This window comes from Nocardia arseniciresistens (assembly GCF_046764875.1).
GTDB classification, from domain to species: domain Bacteria; phylum Actinomycetota; class Actinomycetes; order Mycobacteriales; family Mycobacteriaceae; genus Nocardia; species Nocardia arseniciresistens.
In genome coordinates this window covers 58403-82799 of the sequence record NZ_JBKORD010000013.1, presented here as the reverse complement: position 1 = coordinate 82799, position 24397 = coordinate 58403, and the positions used below count along the sequence as shown (strand labels likewise).

The following is a 24397-nucleotide window of genomic DNA, read 5'->3' as shown; positions in this document are numbered from 1 at the left end:
TGTTCGACGATGAAGTTGGCTCATGCGCTTGAAGCAGTCAAGGCGATGGGAGTCCTGCGGGCTCGCGGGGTCACCGATCCGCGCAAGCCTGTCGAGGCGTTGCGGACGATGAAGGAATCCCAGGTCTACGGCCCGCAGGCGACTTTGATCCGGCACTCCGCGCGTATCGCGCCGAATGCGCCCGGGCTGGTGGATGAACGTGGCGAGCTGAACTACCGGGAACTCGACGAGCAGTCGACCGCGATCGCGCGCGGGCTGCGGCCCGCCGGTCTCACCGAGGGTTCGGTGATCGGTGTCCTCGCTCGCGACCATCGCGGCCTGATCCTCGCCATGGCCGCCGCGGGCAAGTTGGGCGTCCGGGTCGCGCTGATGAACACCGGTTTCGCCAAGCCACAGTTCGCCGAGGTCTGCGAGCGCGAGAAGGTCAAGGCGGTGCTGCACGACAGCGAATTCCTCGACCTGCTCGACGCGCTGCCCGCCGATCTGCCGCGCTACCTCACCTGGGTCGATGAAGGCACCACGCTGCCCGACGGCGCGCAAACGCTCGACGATCTGATCGCCGCCAACTCGACCGAACCGCTGCCGGCGCCGAGCAAGCCCGGCGGCTTCGTCATTCTCACCAGCGGCACCACCGGCCTGCCGAAAGGCGCGCCACGCAGCAAGGTGACCCCGCTGGCCACCGCGCAGATGGTGGACCGGATCCCGTTCCCGATCAGGGGAACTCAGGTCATCGTCTCGCCCATCTTCCACAGCACCGGTCTCGGCACCTACCTGGTCGCCTCGGCGATGACCAACAAGGTCGTGGTGCGCCGCCGCTTCGATGCCGAGGCGACGCTGCGGATGATCGCCGACCACAAGGCGGAAATGCTGGTGGCGGTCCCGACCATGCTGCATCGGATGACCGAACTGGCCCCGGAGATCCGCGCCAAATACGACACGTCCTCGTTGAAGTGCATCATGCTGGCAGGCTCGGCGCTCTCACCGGAACTGTGCGCCAAGGCCACCGAGGTATTCGGGCCCGTCCTGTACAACCTGTACGGCTCGACCGAATGCGCCGTCGCCACCGTCGCCAACCCGGAGGATCTGGCGCTGGCCCCCGGCACTGTCGGCCGCGCGCCGATCACCTGCGAGGTGCGGCTCTACGACGACAACGACAAGCAGGTCAGCGGCAGCAACACGACCGCTCGCATCTTCATCCGCAGCGGCGCGCCGTTCGAGGGCTACACCGATGGCCGTCACAAGCAGATCATCGACGGCTACATGTCCAGCGGCGATGTCGGCCACTTCGACGAGCACGGCCTGCTGATGGTCGACGGCCGTGACGACGACATGATCGTCTCCGGCGGCGAGAACGTCTTCCCGCAGGAGGTCGAAAACCTGCTGCTGGAGCGCCCCGACGTCTTCGATGCCGCGGTCGTCGGCGTCGACGACGCCGAGTTCGGCAAGCGCCTGCGCGCGTTCGTGGTCCCCGAACCGGGTCAGACCCCCGACAGCGAGGAGATCAAGGCGTACGTGAAGAACAACCTCGCCAGGTACAAGGTGCCGCGCGAAGTGGTCTTCCTCGACGACCTGCCCCGCAACCCCACCGGCAAGCTGCTGCGCCGCGTTCTCGTCGAATACGAGGTGCAGGCCTGATCGCTTGGGGACGCGCGGACTGAGATACGTGACACAGCGAGTCACAGTAGCTTGCTATTGTTAGCGGCAGCACTGGATCTCGAAGTTGCGGTCCACACCACCCCCGGTCTCGGTGGGCGGACTGCGGAAGGCGTTGTCGATGTCTCTATCCCTGCCCGCGTTGAATGGCACCGTCCGTAAGGCGAGTGATCTCGCCCTCGGCGTGAATGTCATGGTCAAGCGGCGGCTGTTCAATCCGCTCCGGCCCGATCAGGCGGCGCGATCAGCATTCAACGTGCTCAAGTTCGGCCCGTTCGCCGGGGTCGTCATGCACGCGGCTCAAACAAGGCCGAGCGCGGGCGCGATCGTCGACGAACGTGGTGAACTGACCTTCGGGCAGCTCAACGAGCAGTCGAACGCCCTGGCCCGCGGCCTCGCCGCGCAGGGCTTGCAGCCGGGCGATGTGATCGGCTTGCTCGCCCGCGACCACCGCGGCATGGTGCTCAGCCTGCTCGCCGCAGGCAAGCTCGGTGTCCGCGCCGTGCTGATGAACACCGGCTTCGCGAAGCCGCAGTTCGCCGACGTGTCCACCCGGGAGAACGTGAAGGCGGTGCTGCACGACAGCGAGTTCGTCGACCTGATGAGCGCTATCCCCTCGGAGATCCCGCGAATCCTCACCTGGGTCGATGAGAAGGACAATGCCGATCCGTCGATCCCGACCGTCGAGTCACTGTCGGCGAGTCAGTCCGGCGATCCGCTACCCGCACCGGCGAAGCCCGGCGGCCTGGTGATTCTGACCAGCGGCACCACCGGAACTCCGAAGGGCGCGCCCCGCGACCGGGTCAGCCCGTTCGCTTCGGCTCAGTTCATCGACCGGGTGCCGCTGCCCAACGACGGCACCATGATCATGGCGGCGCCGATCTTCCACGGCACCGGTCTTTCGCAGTTCACCATCGGCCTTGCCCTCGGCAATCGGGTGATCTTCCAGCAGCGCCGCTTCGACCCGGAGCAGACGCTCGCGAACATCGTGAAGCACCGAGCGGATTCGCTCGTCGTGGTGCCCACGATGCTGCAACGCATCCTCGACCTGGACGAAGCGGTGCTGGCGAAGTACGACCCGAGCACCATCAAGGTGGTCTTCGCGGCGGGCTCGGCGATCGCTCCCGACGTGGTCACCCGCGCGCTCGACTACTTCGGTGACAGCCTCTACAACCTCTACGGCTCGACCGAGTGCGCTGTCATGACGGTCGCGACCCCCGAGGACCTGCGCAAAGCCCCGACGACCGCGGGCAAGGCTCCGGTCGGCATCCGGATCGTGCTGCTCGATGAGAACCGCGATCCGATCACCGCACCGAACGTCACCGGCACCATCTTCGTCGACAACGGCTTCGCCTTCACCGGCTACACCGATGGCCGCACCAAGGAGGTCGTGAACGGCATGATGTCCAGCGGCGACGTCGGGCACTTCGATGCCGACGAACTGCTCTACATCGACGGTCGCGATGACGACATGATCGTCTCCGGCGGCGAGAACGTCTTCCCGCTCGAGGTGGAGAACCTCATCGCGGGCCGCGAAGACATCTTCGAAGCCGCCGTCATCGGCGTGGACGATCGGGAGTTCGGAAAGCGGTTACGCGCGTTCGTCGTTCCCGGGCCCGAGTCGAAGCGCGACGCCAAGGAAATCAAGGATTTCGTCAAGTCGAACCTCGCCCGCTACAAGGTCCCGCGCGAGGTGATCTTCCTCGACGAGCTGCCTCGCAATGCCACCGGCAAGCTGCTGCGCAAGCCGCTCATCGAGATGGTGGTCGACGGCGACTGAGCGGCTGACGTTCCGATAATCTCGGGATCCTGGGCGTTACCTGTCAGTTATTATCAGCGGGTGAGTATCGGATCCGCCCGCGCAGTCGCGGGGCAGCGCAGTGCTGTCGCGCGGCTGCGCGGCGCTGCGGCCGGATCGATCTCTGGAGCTGTTTCGGTTGCCGCACACGGCTGCGCGTCCGGCGGAATGACACCGAGCGGAACGACTCTCGCGCTGCTGGCCGCCGCGTCCGCGGTGATCGGCGCGCTCGTCGCCGGTCTGGCTCCGCTGCGTGACACCTCGTCCGGTTTGGTCACCGCGCTCATCGCAGGTCAACTTCTCGGCCACCTCACCATGGGCTGGAGCTCGGGGCACATGCATCACGGCGATGCGCAGCTCACCCCCGCTATGTTCACCGCGCACACCATCGCGGCCGTGCTGGCCGCCGTGGTGATCCGCGGTGCCGAAACCGCCTATCTGATCGGCTGTGCCGTGCTGTCGCGCGTATTGCCGATGCGCTACCACCCGCCCGCGGTCGCCGGACCGGCACCGCTGCGCGACACCCATCGCGACCGCGTCATCCTTCGAGTCTTCGCGGCCGAAGCGCTGCGCACCCGCGGTCCCCCGCTCGCGGTTCGTCTCTGACTGAATCCTTCACCCCGTGCACGAGCCTCATCGCTCGTGTGTCGTCGCTACCTCGGCGAATGTCCGGCCGAGGACCGATCGCGTAACCGTCGGTCAGCTTCGTTCGGTCGTCATGCACGCCGAATCGTTGCCCCCGGCGGCAAGTCGCCGGAGGATCCTCCTCCGCCGATACCTACCGGCGGCCGACGCGAATCCGACACATCGGCGTTGACGAGGAAACCAGCCGACTCCAGTTGAGCCGCAACAACATCTCCGCGGCCCGACCCGCTGGCGTGCCCGCTACGGGCACGTTCGGGACTGTCGGCTTTCCTGGCAACGAAGCGACGAGCACCCGGGTTCCCTAGAACTCCAGAAACGAATCGAACATGAGCATCACCGACGCCAGTCCTCCCGATACCGAATCAGCGGCACCACCACCGGAATCCAGCACACCAGCCACCTCCGCTCGCCGCAACGGTCTTTACTCGCTCGCTATGCGGCTGCATTTCTATGCGGGCATATTCATTGCCCCGTTCATCCTGATCGCCGCGGTCACCGGTGCGCTCTACGCGATTTCCCCGACCATCGAATCCATCGTTTCCCGCGATCTGCTTCAGGTCGACTCGAGTGGCACACCGAAGCCGCTGTCGGAGCAGATCACGGCGGCCGTCGCGACCCAGCCGACGCTTGCGCTGGTCGCCGTCGCCCCCGGCGCCGGTTCGCGGGACACCACCAGGGTGATCTTCAATGATCCATCGCTCGGTGAGTCCGAGCGGCGCGCGGTGTTCGTGAACCCGTACACCGCCGAGCCCGTCGGCGACTCGGTCGTCTACGGCAGCTCGGGCGCATTGGCGCTGCGCACCTGGATCGACCAACTGCACAGGGATCTTCACCTCGGCGAGCCCGGCCGCATCTACAGCGAGCTCGCGGCCTCCTGGTTGTGGATCATCGCGCTGGCCGGTCTGGTGCTGTGGTTACGTCGCGTCCGCGGTCGTCGAAACCGTAATTCGGCGGGTTGGCTGCTGGCACCCGACCGCTCGCAGGACGGCCGCGGCAGGCAGCTGAACTGGCATGGGGCCGTTGGTGTCTGGATACTGCCCGTGATATTGCTGCTGTCGGCGACAGGTATGACCTGGTCCACCTATGCCGGTGAAAACATCACCGACTTGCGCCAGCAGCTGAGCTGGACGACGCCCGCTGTGACCACCGCCCTGCCGGGAGCGACCGCGCAGGGTTCCGGCGGCGATCACCATGGTGGCGGCCATGAGGCAACGCCCGCAGCTGTCGATCCGGGCAGTCGGATCGCCCAGGTCGATCGGGTCTACACAGTGGCTCGCGCCAATGGCGTGACCGAAGCGGTAGAGATCAGCGTCCCTGCCGCGCCCACAAAGGCCTTCGCGGTGAAGGAACGCCGGGAGCCCGGCGTCTACACCGTAGACGCCATCGCCATCGACGGTGCCACCGGCGCGGTCACCGACACGTTGGCATACGCTGACTGGCCGCTGATGGCCAAGCTCACCAACTGGGGCATTCAGTTCCACATGGGTCTGCTGTTCGGCCTGCTCAACCAGTTGCTGCTGCTCGTCGTGATGATCGGCCTGATCACCGTGCTGGTGCGCGGCTACCTGATGTGGTGGAACCGGCGACCGACCCGCAATGGATCGCCGATCGCCATGGGCCGCGCCCCACGCCGGGGCGTACTGCGCAAGACCTCGCCATGGCTGGCGGTGCCGCTAGTTGCCGCCGCGCTGGTGGTCGGCTGGTTCGTCCCGCTGGTCGGGCTGAGCCTGCTCGCCTTCCTCGCCATCGATCTGGTGGTCGGGCTCGTCGGACGCGTGCGCGCGAGGTCATAACTCCGTACTGATCGGCTGGCGACGACTCCGGCATTACCGCTGGCCGCACCGCAACTCTCACGCCGCAGCTGGACATGACGCATGCCACCTACAAGCCGGTCGCCCTCCCCTTCGAGGACAAGGCGCCGTGGAAGACCGAATACGACCGTGAACAGGCGGCATGGAGCCGCATGACCGGCACCATCGGTATGGGCGCCACTGTCGGCACTTTGGTCGGCGGCCTCGGCGGAGCGACCGTCGGCTGCGTCCTGGGCGGCGTCCTCGGCGCGACGGTCGCGCTCGGCAAAATCGTCGGCCTCTTCGGCCCGTTCCTGCCCGCCGCCGTCGTCGGCTGCCTCGCGGGCATCGCCCCGGTGGGCGCCGTCGGAACCGTCGCAGGCCAGATCCTGGTCACCGCCCCGGTAGCCATCGGCGCCGCAATCCAATACTTCGCCACAACGAACTCACCGATGCCCGCCGCCAAATAGCCCGGAAGTAACCGCCGCACAACCGAATTCAGCTTCAACAGCCCCGTCCGGCCGCACGGCCGGACGGGGCTTACCGCACAGCGCCCGGCCTGCTGGCGAGTTGTGCGACACGACCTCACCGGACTCGGCTCGGGTACCAGCCCTGCCATCGACCTGCTCGCACGATCGGGCGGGTCGGTCGTGCACCGATCACGATTCGTTGGTCGGGGCGTCTTCGGCGGCGGGCGGCGGCGGTTCGGAAGGGACGACCGGTCGCAGTAGTGCCCAGACCAGGAAGGCGAGGGCTACTGCGGCCATGCCGATTCCGGACCAGAGGTTGACGTTGATGCCGCCGGTTTTGGCTTCCTCGGCGGCCGTGTTGTAGGCGAGGCCGGTGATGATCAGGATGACGCCGTAGCTGCCCAGCAGGGCGCCGACGATGGTGCGAATGTCGAAAAGCATCGGCTGGTCTCCTTATCCGACGAAGATGTTCAGGGCGATGACCAGGACGAGGGCGATGCCGGCGAGTAGGACGGGGCGCTGGTACCAGGGCAGGGAATCGGATTCTGGATCGGTGCGCATTTCCTTCGGGGTCTCGGAGTAGACGAGGCCGACCAGTTCGGCGGCGGGCTTGGGCTGCGTCACCATGGTGACCGCGACGCTGACGAGGATGTCTACGACGAAGGCGGCACCGGCGGCGACGAAACTCGAGCCCTGGCCGGACAATTCGAAGACGTCGGCCTTGTTCAGCACGAAAACCATAATGGCCGAGCCGGTTCCGAAGACCAGGCCCATCCAGCCCGCCGTCGGCGTCATTCGCTTCCAGAACATGCCGAGAATGAATGTCGCGAACAGCGGAGCGTTGAAGAAGCTGAACAACGTTTGCAGATAGTCCATCATGTTGCTGAAATTTCCCGCGATGAACGCGGTGAAGATCGCGGCAACAGTCGCGCCGACGGTGGCGAGGCGACCGACGGTCAGGTAGTAGCCATCCGGCCGATCGCGGCGCACGTACTGCTGCCAGAGGTCGTAGCTGAATACCGCGTTGAAGGCGGAGATATTGGCGGCCATGCCCGCCATGAACGCGGCGAGCAGACCGGCGAGCCCGACGCCGAGCAACCCGTTGGGCAGGACCTCTTTCATCAGATACAGCAGCGCCTGGTTGTAGGTGACATCGCCGGTGTAGTCCGGGTTCGCCGTCACCTGATCCTTGTACTCGGCCATCTGCGGTACCAGAACCGCGCTGATCATGCCGGGAATCACCACGATCAGCGGAATGAACATCTTCGGGTAGGCACCAATGATCGGGGTGCGGCGCGCGGCAGAGATGGAGTGCGTCGCCAGCGCCCGCTGCACCTCGACGAAGTTGGTGGTCCAGTAGCCGAACGAGAGCACGAAGCCGAGCCCGAACACGATGCCGACGACGGAAAGGAAGTCATTGGAGAAGCCGCTCAGCGCGTTACCCGGCCACGACTCCAGCTGCTCCGCGCCACCCGGCGATGCGGTCACCTTCTCGCGCAGCCCATCCCAGCCACCGACCTTGTGCAGGCCGACCAGGGTCAGCGGCAACAACGCGGCCACGATGACGAAGAACTGCAGCACCTCGTTGTAGATCGCCGCGGACAGCCCGCCGAGGGTGATGTAGGACAGCACGATCACCGCGGCGGCGATCACCGAAACCCACAGCGGCCAGCCGAGTAGCACATTCACGATGGTGCCGAGCAAGTACAGGTTCACTCCGGCGATGAGCACCTGCGCGACCGCGAAGCTCAGTGCGTTCACCAGGTGTGCGCCGGTGCCGAATCGCCTGCGCATGAACTCGGGAACACTGCGCACCTTGGAGCCGTAGTAGAACGGCATCATCACCACACCGAGGAACAGCATGGCGGGCACCGCGCCGATCCAGAAATAATGGAAGCTCGGGAAGCCGTATTCGGCGCCGTTGGCCGACATGCCCATGATCTCGACGGCGCCGAGATTGGCGGAGATGAAGGCGAGGCCGGTCACCCAGGCAGGCAGTGATCGCCCGGACAGGAAAAAGTCGATGCTGGACGAGACGCGCCTCTTTGCCAGCAGCCCGATGCCGATAACGAAGACGAAATACAGCGCGACCAGTGCATAGTCGACGGGATCCGCGTCGAGCTGCAGGCTCGACGCCGCATCGAGATACACAGTCGATGCGCTCGGTCGCAGTGTCGCGACCTCTAGCGCGGAGTTGAACACGGGTGAATCGGCAAGCGGCACAGCGTCGTCCCTCCAGGCGATGAACCGGGCGTCGAGCGAAGTCATGCGTGGCGTGTGTGGTGGCTACTACCTAACTGTCGGTGATTGTGCCGCATCACCGCAGCACAATCGCGCACAAAACCTGGACGGCCGCTCAGCCGATACGGTGCGCGCCCGCATCCCGCACAACGACGAAGGTGCATGGATCTGCGAAACCCGCGCGGGCGAACCGCCTTCGCACCGCGTCCGCGTCGGTCGCGGTTCGCTCGCGACCAACCAGGGGCGATCACCTGCCGCCGAACCGACCGCCGACCATGCGCGCGCCGTGCGCTCTCGCTTCTTCCGCCCCGCTGCGGCAGCGCTCGAAGAGACCTCGAAATCGTCGCGCGACGCGGCATGCCCGCGCCGAGGATCGGGCCTGTCGAGCGCCGATCGACACCCTTGCGCAACTTCTCAGCAACGGCGAAGACGCGCGCATCCCTCGGTGACCACGTGCCGGGAGCCCGGCGGCGGCGTGGCCGGGATCGGCGATGCGCCCGCGCGAGACACGCCGCAGTAGCAGCGCTTTCGAGCGGTGGGTGTGCGCGATCAGCGTTCGTGACGCAGAGTCGATTTTGACGCAAAATTGGCCTGCAAAATACGCCGGGAGTTCCGGGAGGCATTATGATTCCTACGACCCCACGCAGCTGCCCACTCGGGCTGCAGTGGATCGATCGACTACTCCCGCCCCTGGTTAGGCCGGATCGCGACGGCCGACAACTCCCCGGGGCGCCACTGACGATCGAGATCGGCGCAGCGACCGGGGTGGGCCCGACTGCCATGTCGGCCTTCGATGCGGCACTGCGTGATCTGGGAGTGGGTGATGCCAACTTGATTCGGCTGTCATCGGTGATTCCACCGCGCTCCACCCTCGAGCGCACCACCCGCGTCCGTAAGCCGATCCCATGGGGCGATCGCCTCTACTGCGTCTACGCGGCACAACACGCGACCGACAGCGGCGAGCGCGCCGCCGCCGGCATCGGCTGGGTGCTGCGCGACGACCATTCCGGCGCCGGCCTTTTCGTCGAACACGAAGCGGAGACCACCGAGGAGGTGGAGCGGTTGATCCGATCCAGTCTCGCCGATATGACCCAGAACCGGCCGGAGCGATTCGGCCCGATTCAGCTGTGCACCAGCGAGACTCGATCCGACGGCGCTCCCACCTGCGCGCTGGTGCTCGCCGCGTACCACACCGCCCCGTGGGCCGGACGATGAGCGAGCTGCGCGTCACCATCGAAACCACGATCCCGGATGACCGGATCGATATGTTCCACCTGCTCTACGAGCAAGCATTCGGCCCGCTGCGCACCAAGGCCATCGCACGGCAGGTGCTGCACCGCGATGAGTTCCGCGAGGAGATGGTCGATCCCCGAGTGCTCAAGCACGTGGCGCGCACCGCCACCGGGGATCCCATCGGTGTGACCACCCTGACCAGGCACCTGGAGACGGTGCCGTGGATCAGCCCCGAATACTTCGCGGCACGGTACCCGGAGCACGCCGCGAGGAATGCGATCTACTACGCGGGATTCACCCTCGTTTCCTCGAGTGCCCGCCAAGGGGCCGCCTTCCATGCCATGATCAGATCAGTTGTCCAGGTGCTTGTGGCCGAGCGCGCGGCAGTGGGTTGGGACATCTGTTCGTACAACAACACTCGGTTCTCCTTCGCCGACAGCATTCGAGCAGTGCTCGATGAGCAAGAAGCGAATGTCGAAGTCGCGGTTGAGGATTCGCAGACCTACTATGCGGCTCGGTTCACCGGGGATGGAGCGACCAAGGGGGGCTGATGACATCGAAAGAAGAACAGCCGACAAGCCAGCACCACTGCTTCGGATTATTGTGGTACGCAATATTTTTCGGCGCGAGTGCGGCCGCGATCGGGCTGAATATCGTGGTCGATTCGCCACTGCTCTCGCTGATGACGATGCTGGCCGTGGTGGCGAGCGCGCTCACGATGATCGGGCTCGGCCTGCGGCGGCATCGTCCGGCGCGGCCGCTGCCCTGGTATCTGATCGCGTCGTCCGCGCTGTTGTTCGCCACCGGCACTGTGCTGCGCGGCATCGATAACCATGCGGTGCACCCACTCGACGACCTGTTCACCCTCTCCGGCTACTTCGCGGTCGGCGTCGCCGCTGCCCTGTGGTTGCGCCCGCGCCAGGTCCGGCACAACTACGACCTGCTGCTGGACTCCGGGCTCATCGGGCTCGGCGCACTGCTGGCCTCATGGACCTTTCTCATCTCACCGATTCTGCAGTCGCACGACAGCACGATGAACACCGTTGTCGCGGCGACCTATCCGGTACTCGACGCGTTGCTGCTGACGCTTGTCGCGCATTCGGTGGCCACCTCGAGCCGCTCCGAGACCTCGCTGCGACTGCTGCATCTCGGCCTGTTCGCGGTGCTGCTCGGCGACCTCGGCTACAGCCTGGAGACCGTCGGCACCGCGACGATCGGGTCGGAAGTGCTACTGGCACCGCTACTTGCCGCCTATCTCACCGTCGGTGTCGCCGCGCTGCATCCGACCATGGCCTGCCTCGGCGCGCCGCGCCGCATCCACCCCCACCATTCCCGTCAACGCGCCAGCGTGATCGCGGTCGCGCTGATCATGGCGTCCTTGGTGCCGGTGGTCGGGTCCAGTCTCGACACCCTCGACCGGGCGGTCGTCTCTTCGATGTTCGCGCTCTTGCTGATCGGCGTCCTGGTTCGCAGCGAACGCGCCATCGTGCGCAGCGCCCGCAGCGAACGGCGCGCGCAATACCAGGCCGACCACGACATGCTGACCGGACTGCTGAACAGGGCCGCGCTGCTGCGCGCGCTCAATCGCAATCACGAGCATTGGCTCGAGCAACCGTTGAGCCTGCTGTTCATCGACCTCGACGGTTTCAAGATGGTCAACGACAGCTACGGCCATGCCGTCGGCGACGAACTGATCGCGAACGCGGCCTCCCGAATTCGACGCGTCATCCGCCGCGAGGACGTGGTGGCCCGCTACGGCGGCGACGAGTTCGTGGTGCTCGCGCCGCTGGACCGACAAGAGGCGGTCATGCTCGCCGAACGACTATTGGGTGCCTTCGTGCGCCCATTCGGGTTGAGCGCGGGCGACATACCGATCACCGCCAGCGTCGGCATCGCCTGCGGCAGCCCGCGCAGTTATGACGCCAGCATCTATGACCTCATCCGAGACGCGGATTCGGCGATGTACCACGCGAAGGAGTACTCGCTCGGATACGCGTTCCACGACGAGGTGCGCCACGGAGCCCCCGATGCGGGACGCCGGAATTGGCGCCCCGGCAGTCGGTCGACGAGCACCGCCGTCTGATCAGTCGGTCAGTTCCTCGAGCAGGCGCTTTGCTTCCTCCAACTCCGCGGCCAGCTGGGAGACCTTGACCTGCTGGACTTCACGCGCGGCCTCGAGAATTCCCGCCACCACCTCGGCTACCTCCGGATGCAGCACTTTGGCGGCCTGCGCCACGGCGGAGCTGGTCACCGGCAGGCCGCGTACGGCCCGCTTCTTGCCGCTGATGACGTCGACCGACCACTCGCCATCGGCGGTCCCTGTCAGCGTCACCGTGACCTCCGGCGCCTTCGCCTTGCGTGCGGCGGTGGGCGCCTTCGCAGCGGGCTTCGCGGCGGGCGCTCCCGCGGCGGGCTGCTTGGCCGCGGCGGGCTTGGCGGCGCTCTCGGTCTCGTTCGTTCCCGAGACGGCCGGGCCTGGCCTGGGAACCGACGGCGTTGCCGCGCTGGTTCCGAGGGAGCCGGGACTCGGGGTGGACGGTGTCGCAACGCTCGTCAAGGTCGACGGCTGGGTCACGGTGGAATCCTTCCTGGTTGTCGACTTCGGCTGGGCTGTAGAAGCTGTCGCCGCCCTCGGCGGCTTGGTCAGCGTCACTTCGGTAGGAGCAAAGGACAGTACATCCTTCGATCCGGCGGGCCTGACCCGCAGGAAGTCTTCTACCGATGGATCATCTAGTTCGATCACCTTTCCGGATCGCCCCTCCGGCACGCCCACCGCGGCAGCGGTGAACCACACCATCGGCGGTCGGCCGTCGGCAATGTCCGTGGCGATCTGCTGAATTTCAGTGTCCGACAAGGGCTGTGGCTTGGTTCTGGGCGAGGGCATGGTGACTCCGAGCGAATTCGTGGATGGCTGCGTGCACAGATGATGCCGCACGCCACCGACAGATTCACAAGCTGCTACCAAATCGCCTCCAGGAAACGCCCGAGCCACAAACCCGGCGAACTCTGAGCTACTGAGCAAAGCCGGACGAATTCCGCCCCCGGACCGGAGTGAAAGCGAAGGTACACAGAAGCGCACGGCCGGAGCGAAAGCGAAGGTACGCACGAACGCACGACCGGAGCGAAAGCGAAGGTACGCACGAACGCACGGCCGGAGCGAAAGCGGAGGTACGCAGGAGCGCACGGCCGGAGCGAAGGCGGAGGTACGCAGGAGCGCACGGCCGGAGCGAAGGCGGAGGTACGCAGGAGCGCACGGCCGGAGCGAAGGCGGAGGTACGCCTACTGTCCCGGCGGCGCCTGGAGTGCGGGGAACCAGATGTCGGCGAGGACGTCGGCGGCCTGGTCGGCGGTGACGTCGATGACGCCCTGCATGGCCCAGCGAGTGAAGAAGCGTTCGAGTTGGGCGACAAGCAGTTCCACTCGCAGCCGTGCCTCGTCCTGACGATCTGCGGGCCAGCGCGCGAGGTAGGAGGTCATCGCGTTGGGCAGGGCCATGATGCCCTTGCGAGCGATTTCGCGGAATTCCGGCTCGAGTGCGGTGGCCTCGTCCCATGCGGGCAGCAGGTCTTTGTACTCCTGGAACCAGCCGATGGCACGGGTCATCCAGCCGCCGAACTCCGCGCGCGAGCCGGTGTCGAGTACCCGGTCCAGGTCCTCGTAGAAGTGCAGCGCGCTTGGTGCGGTGCTCTGTTCGGCGACCGCGCGCAGCACCTCGAGCTTGCTGGTGAAATGCAAGTAGAAGGTGGCGCGGCTGCAACCGACCGCGGCTGCGATGTCGTCGACACGGACGGCCGCGTAGCCCTGGGCGCTGAACAGGTTCTTCGCACCCTCGATCAGCTTGGCCCTGGTCTGCAGTTTCTGTTCGTCCCGCAGGCTGGTGCCGGCCTGTTTCGACTTCGTTGGCATGGTGGGCGGCTACCTCGTGTCGGTCGGAAACTATTGCTGACGTGCGACTTCCAATGAGTGAGTGTACGTCGGGCCGGTGTGGTGCGAGCTATTCACTAGACATTCTGTCATTCACTAGACAGCAAGTCTAGCCAGTGTTACGTTGTTGCCTACGTCACTCCGGGACCCCACGGTCGCGGACACTCGCCCGCCGGGTCCGGCATCACCGCGAGCCGTGACGGCAGCTTCGGATGAGGACTACTGAATTGACTCCACGCACGCTTCCCAGGGTCTGCGTCATCGGCGCGGGGCCCTCGGGCATCACCACCGCCAAACGCCTCCAGGACTTCGACATCCCGTTCGACCTCTTCGAGGCGTCCGACGAGGTGGGCGGCAACTGGTACTTCAAGAACCCCAACGGCATGTCGGCCTGCTACCAGAGCCTGCACATCGACACCTCCAAGTGGCGCTTGGCCTTCGAGGACTTTCCGGTGCCCGCCGATTGGCCGGACTTCCCGCACCACTCGCAGCTGTTGCAGTACTTCAAGGACTACGTCGACCATTTCGGCTTCCGGGACAAGATCCTGTTCGCCACCTTGGTCACCGCCGCCGAACGGCAGCCCGACGGCCGCTGGCTGGTGACGTCGAGCGACGGCCGCACCCGTGACTATGACGTGCTGATCGTCTGCAACGGCCACCACTGGGATCCACGCACGCCCGACTACCCCGGCGAATTCGACGGTGTGCTCATCCACAGCCACGCCTACAACGATCCGTTCGACCCGGTAGATATGCGCGGCAAGAAGGTCGTGGTCGTCGGCATGGGCAACTCGGGTCTCGATATCGCCTCGGAACTCTCGCAACGCTTCGTCGCGGCGAAACTGACGGTCTCCGCGCGGCGCGGAGTCTGGGTGCTCCCGAAGTACGTGCACGGCACCGTCGGCGACAAACAGAGTGTGCCGCCGTGGATTCCACGCAAGATCAGCATGAAGCTCAAGCAGCGTTTCGTCCGCAAGTTCCGCGGCGAGATGGAGTTCTACGGGTTACCGAAGCCCGATCACAAGCCGTTCGAGGCGCATCCGTCGGCCAGTGAGGAGTTTCTGCACCGTGCCGGATGCGGCGACATCGCGTTCAAGCCCGCCATCACGGCGCTGGAGGGCCCGCGAGTCCGCTTCGCCGATGGCAGCACGGAGGAGGTCGACGTCATCGTCTGCGCCACCGGGTATCACATCAGTTTCCCGTTCTTCTCGGATCCGAACCTGGTGCCCGACGAGCAGAACCGCATCCCGCTGTTCAAGCAGATGATGAAGCCGGGCGTGGACAACCTGTTCTTCATGGGCCTGGCGCAGCCGCTGCCGACCCTGGTGAATTTCGCCGAGCAGCAGAGCAAGCTGGTCGCGGCCTATCTGACGGGCAAGTACCTGCCGCCGCCGGAGGCCAGGATGCACGAGGCCATCCGTGCCGCGGAGCAGCGAAGGAGCGGGCGCTACTACAACTCACCTCGCCACACCATCCAGATCGAATTCGAGCCGTACGTGCGCGATATGAACAAGGAAATGGCCAGGGGCGCGAAGCGAGCCGCCGCAACGGGCAATGCGCTGCCGGTGCCCGCGCGGGCACTCGAGAATGCGTGAGAGGCGAGAGCATGACGACGTCAGGATTCTGTACCGATCAATTCGCCGGTGTCAGAAAGGAACTGGAAAACCAGATCGATTCGGGCGAAGAGCTGGGTGCCTCGATCTGCGTGCGGATCGACGGCGAACCGGTCGTAGACATCTGGGGTGGGCATCGCGATGTCGAGCGCACGACAGCGTGGACCGAGGACACGCTGGTCAACGTCTTCTCGATCAGCAAGACCATGACCGCGCTTTCCGCATTGCTGCTCGTCGATCGCGGCGAACTGGATGTGCGCCGGCAGGTCGCGCACTACTGGCCGGAGTTCGCCGCGAACGGCAAGGGCGACATCGAGATTCGCCAGCTACTCGGGCACACGTCCGGCGTCTCGGGCTGGCAGCGGCCGATCGAACTGGCCGATATCTATGACACCGAGGCGGCAAGCGCCCGGCTCGCGGCCCAGCCGCCGTGGTGGGAGCCCGGCACCGCGTCGGGCTATCACGCGCTGAACTACGGGCACCTGATCGGCGAGGTGATTCGCCGCGTCACCGGCCGCACCCTCGGGCAGTTCTTCGCCGAGGAACTCGCGGGACCGCTGGAGGCCGACTTCCATATCGGCACCGCCCCCGAGCATCATCACCGCATCGCGCCGTTGGTGCCGCCGCCGCTGCTGGAATTCGATATGGCCTCGCTCGATCAGGAGAGCATTCTGGTCAAGACGCTCACCAGCCCACTCCTCGATATCGCCGAAGCCAATAGCACGGCCTGGCGGCAGGCCGAGATCGGCGCCGTGAACGGCCACGGCAACGCGCATTCGGTGGCCAAGGTGCAGTCGCTCGTCTCCTGCGGCGGTGCGCTGAACGGCCGAAGGTTGTTGTCCGAGAAGACGATCGACCTGATTTTCGAACAGCAATCCGACGGTCCGGATCTGGCACTGCTGCTGCCGCTTCGCTTCGGTATGGGCTACGGCCTTCCGCAGCCGCAGACCGCACCGGAGGTCCCCGGCGGCCGTGTCTGCTGGTGGGCCGGGCTCGGCGGCGCCATCGTCGTCAACGACCTGGAGCATCGAGTCACCTTCGCCTACACCATGAACAAGATGGCGCCGGGACTGATCGGCTCCGACCGCGCCGACGCCTACCTACGCTCGGTGTTCTCGGTGGTGGTACGGGGTGATCGCGCTTAGCGCTTCTCCTGCCTGAAGGCAGGAGATTCACAGCTCAGACCGCAACCGAACCATCCACCCGAAGGAGGTGACCCGCTTGTCTCACATCCTCAACACTGACGTGGCCGCGCTCTGCCACAACCAGAACCACTCCGGCCGCGTTCCGATCCCTACTCGCGGTATAGCCACAGGCCGAGCATCGGAAAGTCCTCTCGCACAGTTCGAGTCGCTTGGCTCTCGCAAAACAGTCACTGCACGTCATCGACGTATAAGCGGGCTGAACCAACACCACCTTCCGGCCAGCCCGCACACCACGCTCGACCAACGCACGTTTCGCCCCACCAATCGCCGCGTCTGCTGCTTTGCGGGCCATCGTGGACTTCGCCAGGAACTTCGGCCGGAAATCCTCCACCGCGATCAGGTCATGATTGGCGACAACACGTTTCGCCCACACCCGCGAATCGTGTTGGGTTTGCCTCGCCGCTTTCTTATGCAGCTTCGCAACCTCCCGGGCGGCCCGCTTATAGCCGCCCGACTGCGGACCGCGCGTGCCGCTGTGCCGACGCGCCATGCGGCGTTGCGCTTTGGCGAGTTCGGCGGCGCACCGTTTCCGATGCCCGAGAAACGGCAGATCGAACCGAGTGTCGGTGGTCGTGGCTGTGACGCTCACGCCCCAGTCGATACCGACACCCCCCTTCGCTGTGGGGACGGTTTCCACCTCACGGCGGACGACGAACGAGGCATACCAATGCCCGAGGCAGTCTTGGGTGATACGGACAGATGTCGGTTCGGACGGCAGTTCCCGCGACCACACGACTGGGATGGAAACCCCTTTCGGGAGGAGCAGCCTGCCCGCGCGGAGGGTGAACCCCCGCACGGTGTATTCCAGCGACGGCAACGCCTTCTTGCGTTGTTTGAACGTCGGGCGGCCACGCCCTTTTACCTTGAACGAATGATCGAGGGCTTGCGCGTAGGTGCGCAGGGTTTGTTGCTGGGCGACCTGGGAGCCGTCGCGCAACCACGCGGTCCGAGCACGCGCTTCGGTGAGCAACTTTCCGAGCTTACAGAAGCTCAGACGGCCACCCGACTTCTGTTGATGCACAGCCTCATTCCACAAAAACCGACACCGATGCCACTCCGAGACCAGTGCACGCTCTGCCTGCACGCCAGGGCGCAGCCGGTAGCTGTAGCGCACCACCTCCTCCATGCCCGGCAATGTAGCCGACACCACCGACACATTCTCTTGACCCGACCTCTGGAAGGAGGATGGCGCTTCCTCTCGCCCGTGAACTGGGCAGCAACCGCGCCAAACACCCAATGACACAGCCTTTGGACCTGCAAGCCATGGCGGCAGCGGCAATCGCTCGGCTGACCGGGCCGGGCGGGCAGTTCGAGATGGTGGTCGAAGAGGTGCTCGGTGCACCGATACCGGTGATGAAGCATCGCGGTCGCTCGCTCGCCGACGTGCTCGAGGCGTCTATCGCATTGGGCGACCGCGACTACTTGATCACCGAGGACCGCAGGATGTCCTACACCGAGCACGCGGACGCGGTCGGCGCGCTTGCCCGCGCCTTGCGGGACCGGTACGGCGTCGGGAAGGGCGACCGGATCGGCATTCTGGCGGCGAACACCGTGGAATGGGTTGTCGCGTTCTGGGCGGCGCAGTGTCTCGGCGCGATCGCTGTTGGTTATAACGCCTGGTGGGTGCCCCGCGAAATCGCCTACGGCCTCGACCACACCCGCCCATCGGTGTTGATCGTCGACGCGAAGCGGGCGGCGCAGGTGGTCGAACTGGATATCCAGCTCCCGGTGCTGACCATGGAGCACGACCTGCCCGCCCTGATCGCCGAATTCGATGACGGCGAGCTGCCGCGCACACCGGTCGCCGAGGACGATCCCGCGGTCATCCTCTACACCAGCGGCACCAGCGGACGCCCGAAGGGCGCGGTGCACACACAACGAAACCTGTTGGCGGTCATCGAGTATCATCGATTCAACGACGCGCTCGCCGCCGCCTTCCAGGGCCGCACCGACGACGGCAGCCCCAAGGGCAGGCGGTTCCTGCTCACTTCACCGCTATTCCACATCGCCAGCCTGCACAATCTGGTGATACCGCGAATGGTGACCGGCGATACCACTGTCATACACCAGGGTTCGTTCGACCCGGACCGGGTGCTGCGACTGGTCGAACGGGAGCGCATCACCAACTGGGGCGCGATGCCGACCATGGCGAGTCGGATGCTCGACACCGATCTGTCCGACTACGACCTGTCCTCGCTGATGTCGTTCTCGCTCAATTCGGCACCGTCCTCGGCCGCGCTGCAACAGCGACTGCGCGACCAACTTCCGGTAGCGAAGACCGCACTCGTGACCAGCTACGGCCTCACCGAATGCAGTACCGCCGCCACGCTCGCCGCACCCGCCGAGCTCGCCGCGTTCCCGGATACCGTCGGCCGCCCCGTCATCGGGGTCAGCATCGAAATCCGTGATGCGCAGGGTAATGCCGTCGCCGAGGGTATCGAGGGGGAGATCTGTGTGCGCAGCCCCTATGTGATGCTCGGGTATTGGGAAGACGAGGCCGCGACAGCCGCCGCCATCACCCCCGACCGCTGGCTGCGCACCGGCGACATCGGCGTGCTGGAGCATGGCCGACTTCGCCTGTCCGGCAGGCGTTCCGATCTCATCCTGCGCGGCGGCGAGAACGTCTATCCCACCGAGATCGAACAATGCCTGGAGGAACATCCCGCAGTACGCGAGTGTGCCGTCATCGGCGTGCCCGACGCCGATCTCGGTCAGCAGGTCGCCGCGTTGGTCGTCGTCGACGAGGACACGGCGACCAACGAAAACGAGCTGCTCGAGTTCACGAAACAACGACTCGCCTATTTCAAGGTGCCCGCCCGCTGGCGGATCACCACCACCGCACTGCCACGCAACGCTACCGGCAAGGTCGTGCGCGCCGGTCTCGAGATCTGAGAAACCCCATGTACGACATCATTATCAAGAGCGGACGCTGGTTCGACGGCGCCGCTTCGCCGTCTGCGCTCCGACACCTCGGCATCCGTGACGGTCGTATCGCCGTCGTCTCGATCGAGCCGCTCGACGAAACCGATTGTCCGACAGTCATAGACGCCGCGGGCAAATGGGTGATTCCCGGGATGATCGACATCCACACGCACTACGACGTCGAAGTGTTGCAGGCCCCGGCACTGACGGAATCGGTCCGCCACGGCATCACCACCGTGCTGCTCGGCTCGTGCTCACTCTCGACGGTGCACGTGGACGCTTCCGACGCCGGTGACCTGTTCGGCCGTGTCGAAGCCATTCCGCGCAAGCACGTGATCGAGGCCGTCACCGAAACCAAGACCTGGACCTCCGCACACGAGTTCGTCGACGCGCTGGAGGCGTTGCCGCTGGGCCCGAACCTGGCCGCGTTCATCGGACACTCGGATATCCGGGCCGCGCAGATGGGCCTGGAACGCTCGACCGACAAGGACATTCGGCCCACCGACGCCGAGCTCGATGCGATGGCCGCGAAGCTGAGCGAAGCGCTGGACGCGGGCTTCGTCGGGATGTCCTCGCAGCAACTGCTGTTCGACAAGCTCGACGGCGAGGTGTGCCGATCGCGCACCCTGCCATCGACCTATGCGACCACCCGAGAACGGCGCAGGCTCAACGCGATTCTGCGGCGCCGCGGTCGCGCGCTACAGGGTGGCCCCGATGTCGCTCGGCCGCAAAGCCTGGTGGCGATGGCGGCAAGCAGCGTCGGGATTTTCCGCAAGCCGCTGAAGGTGAGCCTGCTCTCCGCGGCCGACATCAAGGCCATTCCGGCGGTGGCACATATCTTTCCGCTGATCGCCCGAGTGCTCAACGCGCTGGGCGGCGACTTCCGATGGCAGCATCTGCCGGTGCCGTTCGAGGTCTATTCCGATGGTATCGATCTGCCGGTCTTCGAGGAATTCGGTTCGGGCGCAGCCGCGCTGCATCTGGCCGATCAGCTGGAGGATCGTAGAGAACTGCTGCGTGACGCAGGCTACCGCCGACGGTTCCGCAAGGACTACGACAAGAAGTTCGGCCCTCGGGTCTGGCATCGCGACTTCTTCGACGCCGAGATCGTCGAATGCCCCGATCAAGCCGTGCTCGGTAAAACCTTCGGCCAGGTCGGTGTCGACCGGGGCGGGCTGCATCCGGTCGACGCCTTCCTCGATCTCGTCGTCGAGCACGGCAGCAAGGTTCGCTGGCGCACAACCATCTCCAATCACCGACCGGCGGTCTTGGACAGCTTCGCCGCCGATCCCGGTGTGCAACTGGGCTTCTCGGATGCCGGAGCACACCTGCGCAATATGGCCTTCTACAACTTCGGGCTGCGCTTCCTCCGTCGAGTGCACGATGCCGAGCGCGCGGGCCAGCCGATCCTCTCGATGGAACGCGCCGTGCATCGCATCACCGGCGAACTCGCCGACTGGTACGGCATCGACGCGGGCCACCTGCGTACCGGGGACCGCGCCGACCTGGTCGTGATCGATCCCGAATATCTCGACGAATCCACCGACGCCTACGCCGAGGCGCCGATCGCCCGGTTCGACAACCTCTCGCGCATGGTCAACCGCAACGACGCCACCGTCACCGCGGTGCTGGTCGGCGGCGAATATGTCTTCGGCAACGGTGAGTCCGCCCCCGTGCTCGGTACCCGCAGGACGGGGCGGTTCTTGCGCGCGGGCACGACAACGAGCTGAGCACGCGCCTTGCGCGGGCGGCAACTGCCTCGGCGCGGCAACCTCGCTGCGCTACGCGATGGCGAATCCGACCGGAATACGCGCCCTCGTCTTGATCAACCCGCTGACCTGGAATACCGTCCGCGCCGGACGTCAAGGCGGTCTGGCATGGGCCGATGCAGACTCCCACTGGCTCCGCTGGCTTTCCCCCGATCCGCACCATCTGGGGCAAGCAAAACCACATTCTCTCCGCGCGCGCCGGTGCCCGCCTCGCTCATACGCTGCCCCCGCACACCCAGGTCGAACTCTCCGATTGCGGCCACCTTCCGATGGTCGAAGACCCCACGACGGTGACAACAACCATCACATCGTTTCTCGCCGCGACGCGACTGCGTGGTAACTCCCCAGCTACATCCCCGAGCTGACCTAGACTCGTATCGCCTGCCGATTCGCGTGGCACCTACCCGGGTGCGAACGAGCAGCGGCGGGCCAGCTGGTGCTGTTTGACGACATATGTTGCGGGAACCCGGTCGATAAGCCATCGAGAAAGGGTTTGATGACATGTTGCTACGCCGACTCGCCCGACCGCTGCTGGCGGCCACCTTTGTCGCCGACGGAGTCGACACCCTGATGCATCCCGAGCGGCGCGCGAAGGCGGCCGCGGCACTCGTGCAGCACGGCGAGCAGCGGCTGCCGGACAATTTCGCAGCGAAGTTGCCGTCGGATACCGCCATGGTGGTGCGGGTCAATGCGGTCGCTCAGGTATCGGGTGGCCTGCTGTTGGCGCTCGGCAAGATGCCGAGGTTCGCCTCGGTGGTGCTTGCCGCGACCGTGATCCCCGCGACGGTCACCGAACAGGACTTCTGGGCCGAGCAGGATCCGGACCGCAAACTCGCTAAACGAAAGGCGTTTCTGAAGGACATGGGCCTGCTCGGCGGTCTGATGATCGCGGCCGCCGACACCGCGGGTAAGCCGTCACTCGGCTGGCGCGGCAAACAGGCCGCGCACAGTGCCGCCGCCGCGGTCTCCTCGGCGCTGCCGTTCGGCGCCGCCGATAACCCGACAGCGGAGGCGCTGCGCCAGCACGCGCACGGTGCCGCCGATCGCGCCCGCACATTGAGCGGCATCGCCGCCGTGAAGGGCTCCGTTGTCGCGGACGCCGCACAGCAGCACGGCTCCGAATGGGCCGACGTCGCCAAGGAACGCGGCACCGAAATCGCCGAGATCGCCATGGAACATGGGGCGGACTGGGCGGAGATCGCCAAAGGACACGGTTCGGAATGGGCCGAGATCGCCAAGCATCGAGCCGCGATACTTGCCGAGATGGCAAAGCGCCGTAGTGCCGACCTGGCCGAGGTCGCCAAGGAACGCGGACCCGAAATCGCCGAGACCGCTCGGCGGCGCGGTGCGGACTTGGCCGAGATCGCCAAGGAACGCGGACCCGAAATCGCCGCAAGCGCCCGAGAACGTACTGCCCACTTCGCCGAGACGGCTCGTGATCGCGTAGAGGCCAGGCGCGGCTGAGAGCCGAGCTACGCCGACGCTTCGTATCCTTCGTCGAGGGCGGCGGCGAGTGAGTCGGCGCAGTGCAAGTTGGCAGGCAGGCCCGTGATCTGGAGGACGCGACCCACGCGCCCATTCGCGATCAAAAATACTCGGCGAGCGGACTTTTCGGCCTCAGCAAGCATCTCGATCAACGCGGTCACCCCGGCCGCGGCAAAGAAGGTCACCGGCGAAAGGTCGACCACCACAGTGGTCGACTGGAAACCGAAGGCGCGCACCAGATTCTCGCGCAGTGACGGCGCGGTGCACAGGTCGATCTCGCCGGTGACCTCGATCATCGTCACGTCGCCGCGCGGTCGGCTCACGCAGATTCGGATCACATCGGCGCCTCCGGTGCCGGAAACAGCGGTGCACTCGACAACATTCACACAACGGACGGACATGGCCAGCTCCTGAGGCCGTCGCTAACACAGGGACAGCCCTGCCCCTCTAGTCAAGCAGGGTCACTCAGCCGTGTACAGATCTCGCCGCGTACTAGGCGAATTCGAAGGTCGCCACCACCGGAGCGTGATCGGACTCGGGGTACTTGACATCGGTTGCGAAGGCCCCGGATTCGTCGTGCAACACCTCGTTATGGATCTCCGAGCCGCGGTAGTGGGCGAGCATGTTTCGGGTGACCAGGATGTGGTCGAGCATCTGCCCTTTGCCGTGATGGAACAGTGAATACCTGGCAGGCTCCGGAATGGTGTTCTCGACAGGCACAAGCACCCGACCTGCCAACGCGCCGTTGCCGGTCTCCTCGACATCACCGCGGATGGCGACCAATGGCACCTCGTCTGAGGTGGCGTTGAAATCGCCCGCGACCACGATGCGCCCCGCCGGATCCTGGTCGAGGATCGAATCGACGAGCCGCCGTACCTCCACGGCCTGGCTCATCCGCTTCATCGAGGAGATGAACGCGCCCTCGGCCACCGCGTCGGCGCTGCGCCAGGTGAAATCGTCGACCTTCTGGCCGGGAATGTTGGTGGGCAGCTTCGATTTCAGATGCACAACGATCACATGCAGCGGCACGCCTTGAAGATCGAGTTCCACGTGCAGGATCGGTCGCTCCAATAGAATCGGCATCGGCTGCGGCGCAGGCGGATTCGCGGTCAGGATCTGATACATCGGCGCGGCGACGAGTGTGTTCAACAGCTGGGCCCGCGCCATCACCGGCAACGAGGTGACCAGCACCAGGTTTCGCTGGTCGAACACCTCGCCGTTGGGACCCGATGTCGTGACGACGTTCGCCGCAGCTTGCTTGGTCCCCGCGAGCAGTTCCGCCAGGGCGAGCAAGGCCCTCGGCTGCCCCGGCCGCTCTTGCCCGTGTACCTCCTGTAGACACAGCACGTCGGCCTGTAGCCGTTCGATCTGTGGCCGCATCACCGCTACCCGCTCCGCCAACGACGGCCGGACATTCGGCGGTACCTCATCGAAGTTTTCCAGATTGAACGTCGCGATACGCAGGGTGACCATCTCGTACACCGATCCTCTCCAGGCCCCGACAGCAGCAGTTGACCAGAACCATGTTCCTGCGCGCGCGTCCCGAAATCATGAGTACCGACTACTCGAAATCCCGCTCACCAGGTCCGCAACCAGCACCGGTCGAACACCGGAACATTCGCCGGGAACCAGGCGCCACCGCTGTCCGA

General features: G+C 65.6%; 19 protein-coding genes and 1 pseudogene. 13 read left to right on the top strand and 7 right to left on the bottom strand.

Features of this window, described 5'->3' with window-relative positions; genetic code table 11:
* Positions 1-9: 9 nt before the first annotated feature.
* The 5 genes and pseudogenes from ACLMAJ_RS23805 to ACLMAJ_RS23785 all read left to right on the top strand — a co-directional run.
* The gene (locus tag ACLMAJ_RS23805) at positions 10-1635 is read left to right on the top strand and encodes an acyl-CoA synthetase (protein WP_412016027.1); all 1626 of its coding nucleotides are present in this window, start codon (positions 10-12) and stop codon (positions 1633-1635) included.
* 139 nt (positions 1636-1774) lie between these two features.
* Positions 1775-3433 carry an acyl-CoA synthetase gene (locus tag ACLMAJ_RS23800; protein ID WP_412016026.1) on the top strand — a complete coding sequence of 553 codons (1659 nt, stop codon included), beginning with the start codon at positions 1775-1777 and terminating at the stop codon, positions 3431-3433.
* 60 nt (positions 3434-3493) lie between these two features.
* Positions 3494-4057, top strand: coding sequence for a hypothetical protein (locus ACLMAJ_RS23795; protein ID WP_412016025.1), 564 nt, complete (start codon positions 3494-3496; stop codon positions 4055-4057).
* A gap of 365 nt (positions 4058-4422) precedes the next feature.
* Positions 4423-5889, top strand: a complete 1467-nt coding sequence (locus tag ACLMAJ_RS23790) for a PepSY-associated TM helix domain-containing protein (protein WP_412016024.1) — start codon at positions 4423-4425, stop codon at positions 5887-5889.
* A gap of 41 nt (positions 5890-5930) precedes the next feature.
* Positions 5931-6356, top strand: a pseudogene (locus tag ACLMAJ_RS23785) (hypothetical protein); the annotation flags it as partial.
* A 189-nt stretch (positions 6357-6545) separates the two neighbouring features.
* Here the strand turns inward: ACLMAJ_RS23785 and ACLMAJ_RS23780 are convergent.
* Together ACLMAJ_RS23780 and ACLMAJ_RS23775 are read right to left on the bottom strand one after the other, a co-directional pair.
* A complete protein-coding gene (locus ACLMAJ_RS23780) occupies positions 6546-6797 on the bottom strand; it encodes a hypothetical protein (RefSeq protein WP_412016023.1) in 252 nt (83 codons plus the stop codon).
* Between the two features lie 12 nt (positions 6798-6809).
* Positions 6810-8624 carry a sodium:solute symporter family protein gene (locus tag ACLMAJ_RS23775; RefSeq protein WP_412016022.1) on the bottom strand — a complete coding sequence of 605 codons (1815 nt, stop codon included), beginning with the start codon at positions 8622-8624 and terminating at the stop codon, positions 6810-6812.
* A gap of 597 nt (positions 8625-9221) precedes the next feature.
* On the opposite strand from ACLMAJ_RS23775, the gene ACLMAJ_RS23770 reads away from it, so the two are divergent.
* The 3 genes from ACLMAJ_RS23770 to ACLMAJ_RS23760 are packed head-to-tail and all read left to right on the top strand — an operon-like array spanning position 9222 to position 11913.
* Complete coding sequence (locus tag ACLMAJ_RS23770; RefSeq protein ID WP_412016021.1) at positions 9222-9812, top strand: pyruvoyl-dependent arginine decarboxylase; 591 nt, start codon at positions 9222-9224, stop codon at positions 9810-9812.
* Positions 9809-10381 (top strand): polysaccharide deacetylase family protein, encoded by a 573-nt coding sequence (locus tag ACLMAJ_RS23765; protein ID WP_412016020.1) that lies wholly within the window; start codon positions 9809-9811, stop codon positions 10379-10381. The genes ACLMAJ_RS23770 and ACLMAJ_RS23765 overlap by 4 nt, the downstream gene beginning before the upstream one ends.
* On the top strand, positions 10381-11913 hold the full coding sequence (locus ACLMAJ_RS23760; protein WP_412016019.1) for a diguanylate cyclase domain-containing protein: 1533 nt from the start codon (positions 10381-10383) through the stop codon (positions 11911-11913). Before ACLMAJ_RS23765 ends, ACLMAJ_RS23760 begins: the two co-directional genes overlap by 1 nt.
* Here the strand turns inward: ACLMAJ_RS23760 and ACLMAJ_RS23755 are convergent, their stop codons facing one another.
* Together ACLMAJ_RS23755 and ACLMAJ_RS23750 are read right to left on the bottom strand one after the other, a co-directional pair.
* Positions 11914-12714, bottom strand: a complete 801-nt coding sequence (locus ACLMAJ_RS23755) for a DUF6319 family protein (protein WP_412016018.1) — start codon at positions 12712-12714, stop codon at positions 11914-11916.
* 395 nt (positions 12715-13109) lie between these two features.
* A complete protein-coding gene (locus tag ACLMAJ_RS23750; RefSeq protein ID WP_412016017.1) occupies positions 13110-13736 on the bottom strand; it encodes a TetR/AcrR family transcriptional regulator in 627 nt (208 codons plus the stop codon).
* Positions 13737-13981: 245 nt separating this feature from the next.
* Between ACLMAJ_RS23750 and ACLMAJ_RS23745 the strand changes: the two genes are divergently transcribed.
* Positions 13982-15349: a flavin-containing monooxygenase gene (locus ACLMAJ_RS23745; protein ID WP_412016016.1), complete on the top strand. Its 1368-nt coding sequence runs from the start codon at positions 13982-13984 to the stop codon at positions 15347-15349.
* An 11-nt stretch (positions 15350-15360) separates the two neighbouring features.
* Complete coding sequence (locus ACLMAJ_RS23740) at positions 15361-16512, top strand: serine hydrolase domain-containing protein (protein ID WP_412016015.1); 1152 nt, start codon at positions 15361-15363, stop codon at positions 16510-16512.
* A gap of 34 nt (positions 16513-16546) precedes the next feature.
* Here the strand turns inward: ACLMAJ_RS23740 and ACLMAJ_RS23735 are convergent, their stop codons facing one another.
* The gene (locus ACLMAJ_RS23735) at positions 16547-17698 is read right to left on the bottom strand and encodes an RNA-guided endonuclease InsQ/TnpB family protein (protein ID WP_412016196.1); all 1152 of its coding nucleotides are present in this window, start codon (positions 17696-17698) and stop codon (positions 16547-16549) included.
* A gap of 110 nt (positions 17699-17808) precedes the next feature.
* Here ACLMAJ_RS23735 and casG point away from each other — a divergent pair, with 110 nt between their 5' ends.
* The 3 genes from casG to ACLMAJ_RS23720 all read left to right on the top strand — a co-directional run bounded on the left by casG (position 17809) and on the right by ACLMAJ_RS23720 (position 22727).
* Positions 17809-19464, top strand: a complete 1656-nt coding sequence (gene casG, locus ACLMAJ_RS23730; protein ID WP_412016014.1) for a steroid-24-oyl-CoA synthetase — start codon at positions 17809-17811, stop codon at positions 19462-19464.
* 8 nt (positions 19465-19472) lie between these two features.
* Positions 19473-21224, top strand: coding sequence for an N-acyl-D-amino-acid deacylase family protein (locus tag ACLMAJ_RS23725; protein WP_412016013.1), 1752 nt, complete (start codon positions 19473-19475; stop codon positions 21222-21224).
* Between the two features lie 540 nt (positions 21225-21764).
* Positions 21765-22727, top strand: coding sequence for a DoxX family protein (locus ACLMAJ_RS23720; protein ID WP_412016012.1), 963 nt, complete (start codon positions 21765-21767; stop codon positions 22725-22727).
* A gap of 8 nt (positions 22728-22735) precedes the next feature.
* Here ACLMAJ_RS23720 and ACLMAJ_RS23715 read toward each other — a convergent pair whose 3' ends face one another.
* Positions 22736-23149: an STAS domain-containing protein gene (locus ACLMAJ_RS23715; RefSeq protein ID WP_412016011.1), complete on the bottom strand. Its 414-nt coding sequence runs from the start codon at positions 23147-23149 to the stop codon at positions 22736-22738.
* Positions 23150-23240: 91 nt separating this feature from the next.
* A complete protein-coding gene (locus ACLMAJ_RS23710) occupies positions 23241-24221 on the bottom strand; it encodes an endonuclease/exonuclease/phosphatase family protein (RefSeq protein WP_412016010.1) in 981 nt (326 codons plus the stop codon).
* Positions 24222-24397 lie beyond the last annotated feature (176 nt).

Bases quoted from the DNA above. Each gene is read 5' to 3' on its own strand.
- ACLMAJ_RS23805 (WP_412016027.1), top strand. From the start codon at position 10: ATGAAGTTGGCTCATGCGCTTGAAGCAGTCAAGGCGATGGGAGTCCTG.
- ACLMAJ_RS23800 (WP_412016026.1), top strand. From the start codon at position 1,775: ATGTCTCTATCCCTGCCCGCGTTGAATGGCACCGTCCGTAAGGCGAGT.
- ACLMAJ_RS23790 (WP_412016024.1), top strand. From the start codon at position 4,423: ATGAGCATCACCGACGCCAGTCCTCCCGATACCGAATCAGCGGCACCA.
- ACLMAJ_RS23780 (WP_412016023.1), bottom strand. From the start codon at position 6,797: ATGCTTTTCGACATTCGCACCATCGTCGGCGCCCTGCTGGGCAGCTAC.
- ACLMAJ_RS23775 (WP_412016022.1), bottom strand. From the start codon at position 8,624: ATGACTTCGCTCGACGCCCGGTTCATCGCCTGGAGGGACGACGCTGTG.
- ACLMAJ_RS23770 (WP_412016021.1), top strand. From the start codon at position 9,222: ATGATTCCTACGACCCCACGCAGCTGCCCACTCGGGCTGCAGTGGATC.
- ACLMAJ_RS23765 (WP_412016020.1), top strand. From the start codon at position 9,809: ATGAGCGAGCTGCGCGTCACCATCGAAACCACGATCCCGGATGACCGG.
- ACLMAJ_RS23760 (WP_412016019.1), top strand. From the start codon at position 10,381: ATGACATCGAAAGAAGAACAGCCGACAAGCCAGCACCACTGCTTCGGA.
- ACLMAJ_RS23755 (WP_412016018.1), bottom strand. From the start codon at position 12,714: ATGCCCTCGCCCAGAACCAAGCCACAGCCCTTGTCGGACACTGAAATT.
- ACLMAJ_RS23750 (WP_412016017.1), bottom strand. From the start codon at position 13,736: ATGCCAACGAAGTCGAAACAGGCCGGCACCAGCCTGCGGGACGAACAG.
- ACLMAJ_RS23740 (WP_412016015.1), top strand. From the start codon at position 15,361: ATGACGACGTCAGGATTCTGTACCGATCAATTCGCCGGTGTCAGAAAG.
- ACLMAJ_RS23735 (WP_412016196.1), bottom strand. From the start codon at position 17,698: ATGGAGGAGGTGGTGCGCTACAGCTACCGGCTGCGCCCTGGCGTGCAG.
- casG (WP_412016014.1), top strand. From the start codon at position 17,809: ATGACACAGCCTTTGGACCTGCAAGCCATGGCGGCAGCGGCAATCGCT.
- ACLMAJ_RS23725 (WP_412016013.1), top strand. From the start codon at position 19,473: ATGTACGACATCATTATCAAGAGCGGACGCTGGTTCGACGGCGCCGCT.
- ACLMAJ_RS23720 (WP_412016012.1), top strand. From the start codon at position 21,765: ATGTTGCTACGCCGACTCGCCCGACCGCTGCTGGCGGCCACCTTTGTC.
- ACLMAJ_RS23715 (WP_412016011.1), bottom strand. From the start codon at position 23,149: ATGTCCGTCCGTTGTGTGAATGTTGTCGAGTGCACCGCTGTTTCCGGC.
- ACLMAJ_RS23710 (WP_412016010.1), bottom strand. From the start codon at position 24,221: ATGGTCACCCTGCGTATCGCGACGTTCAATCTGGAAAACTTCGATGAG.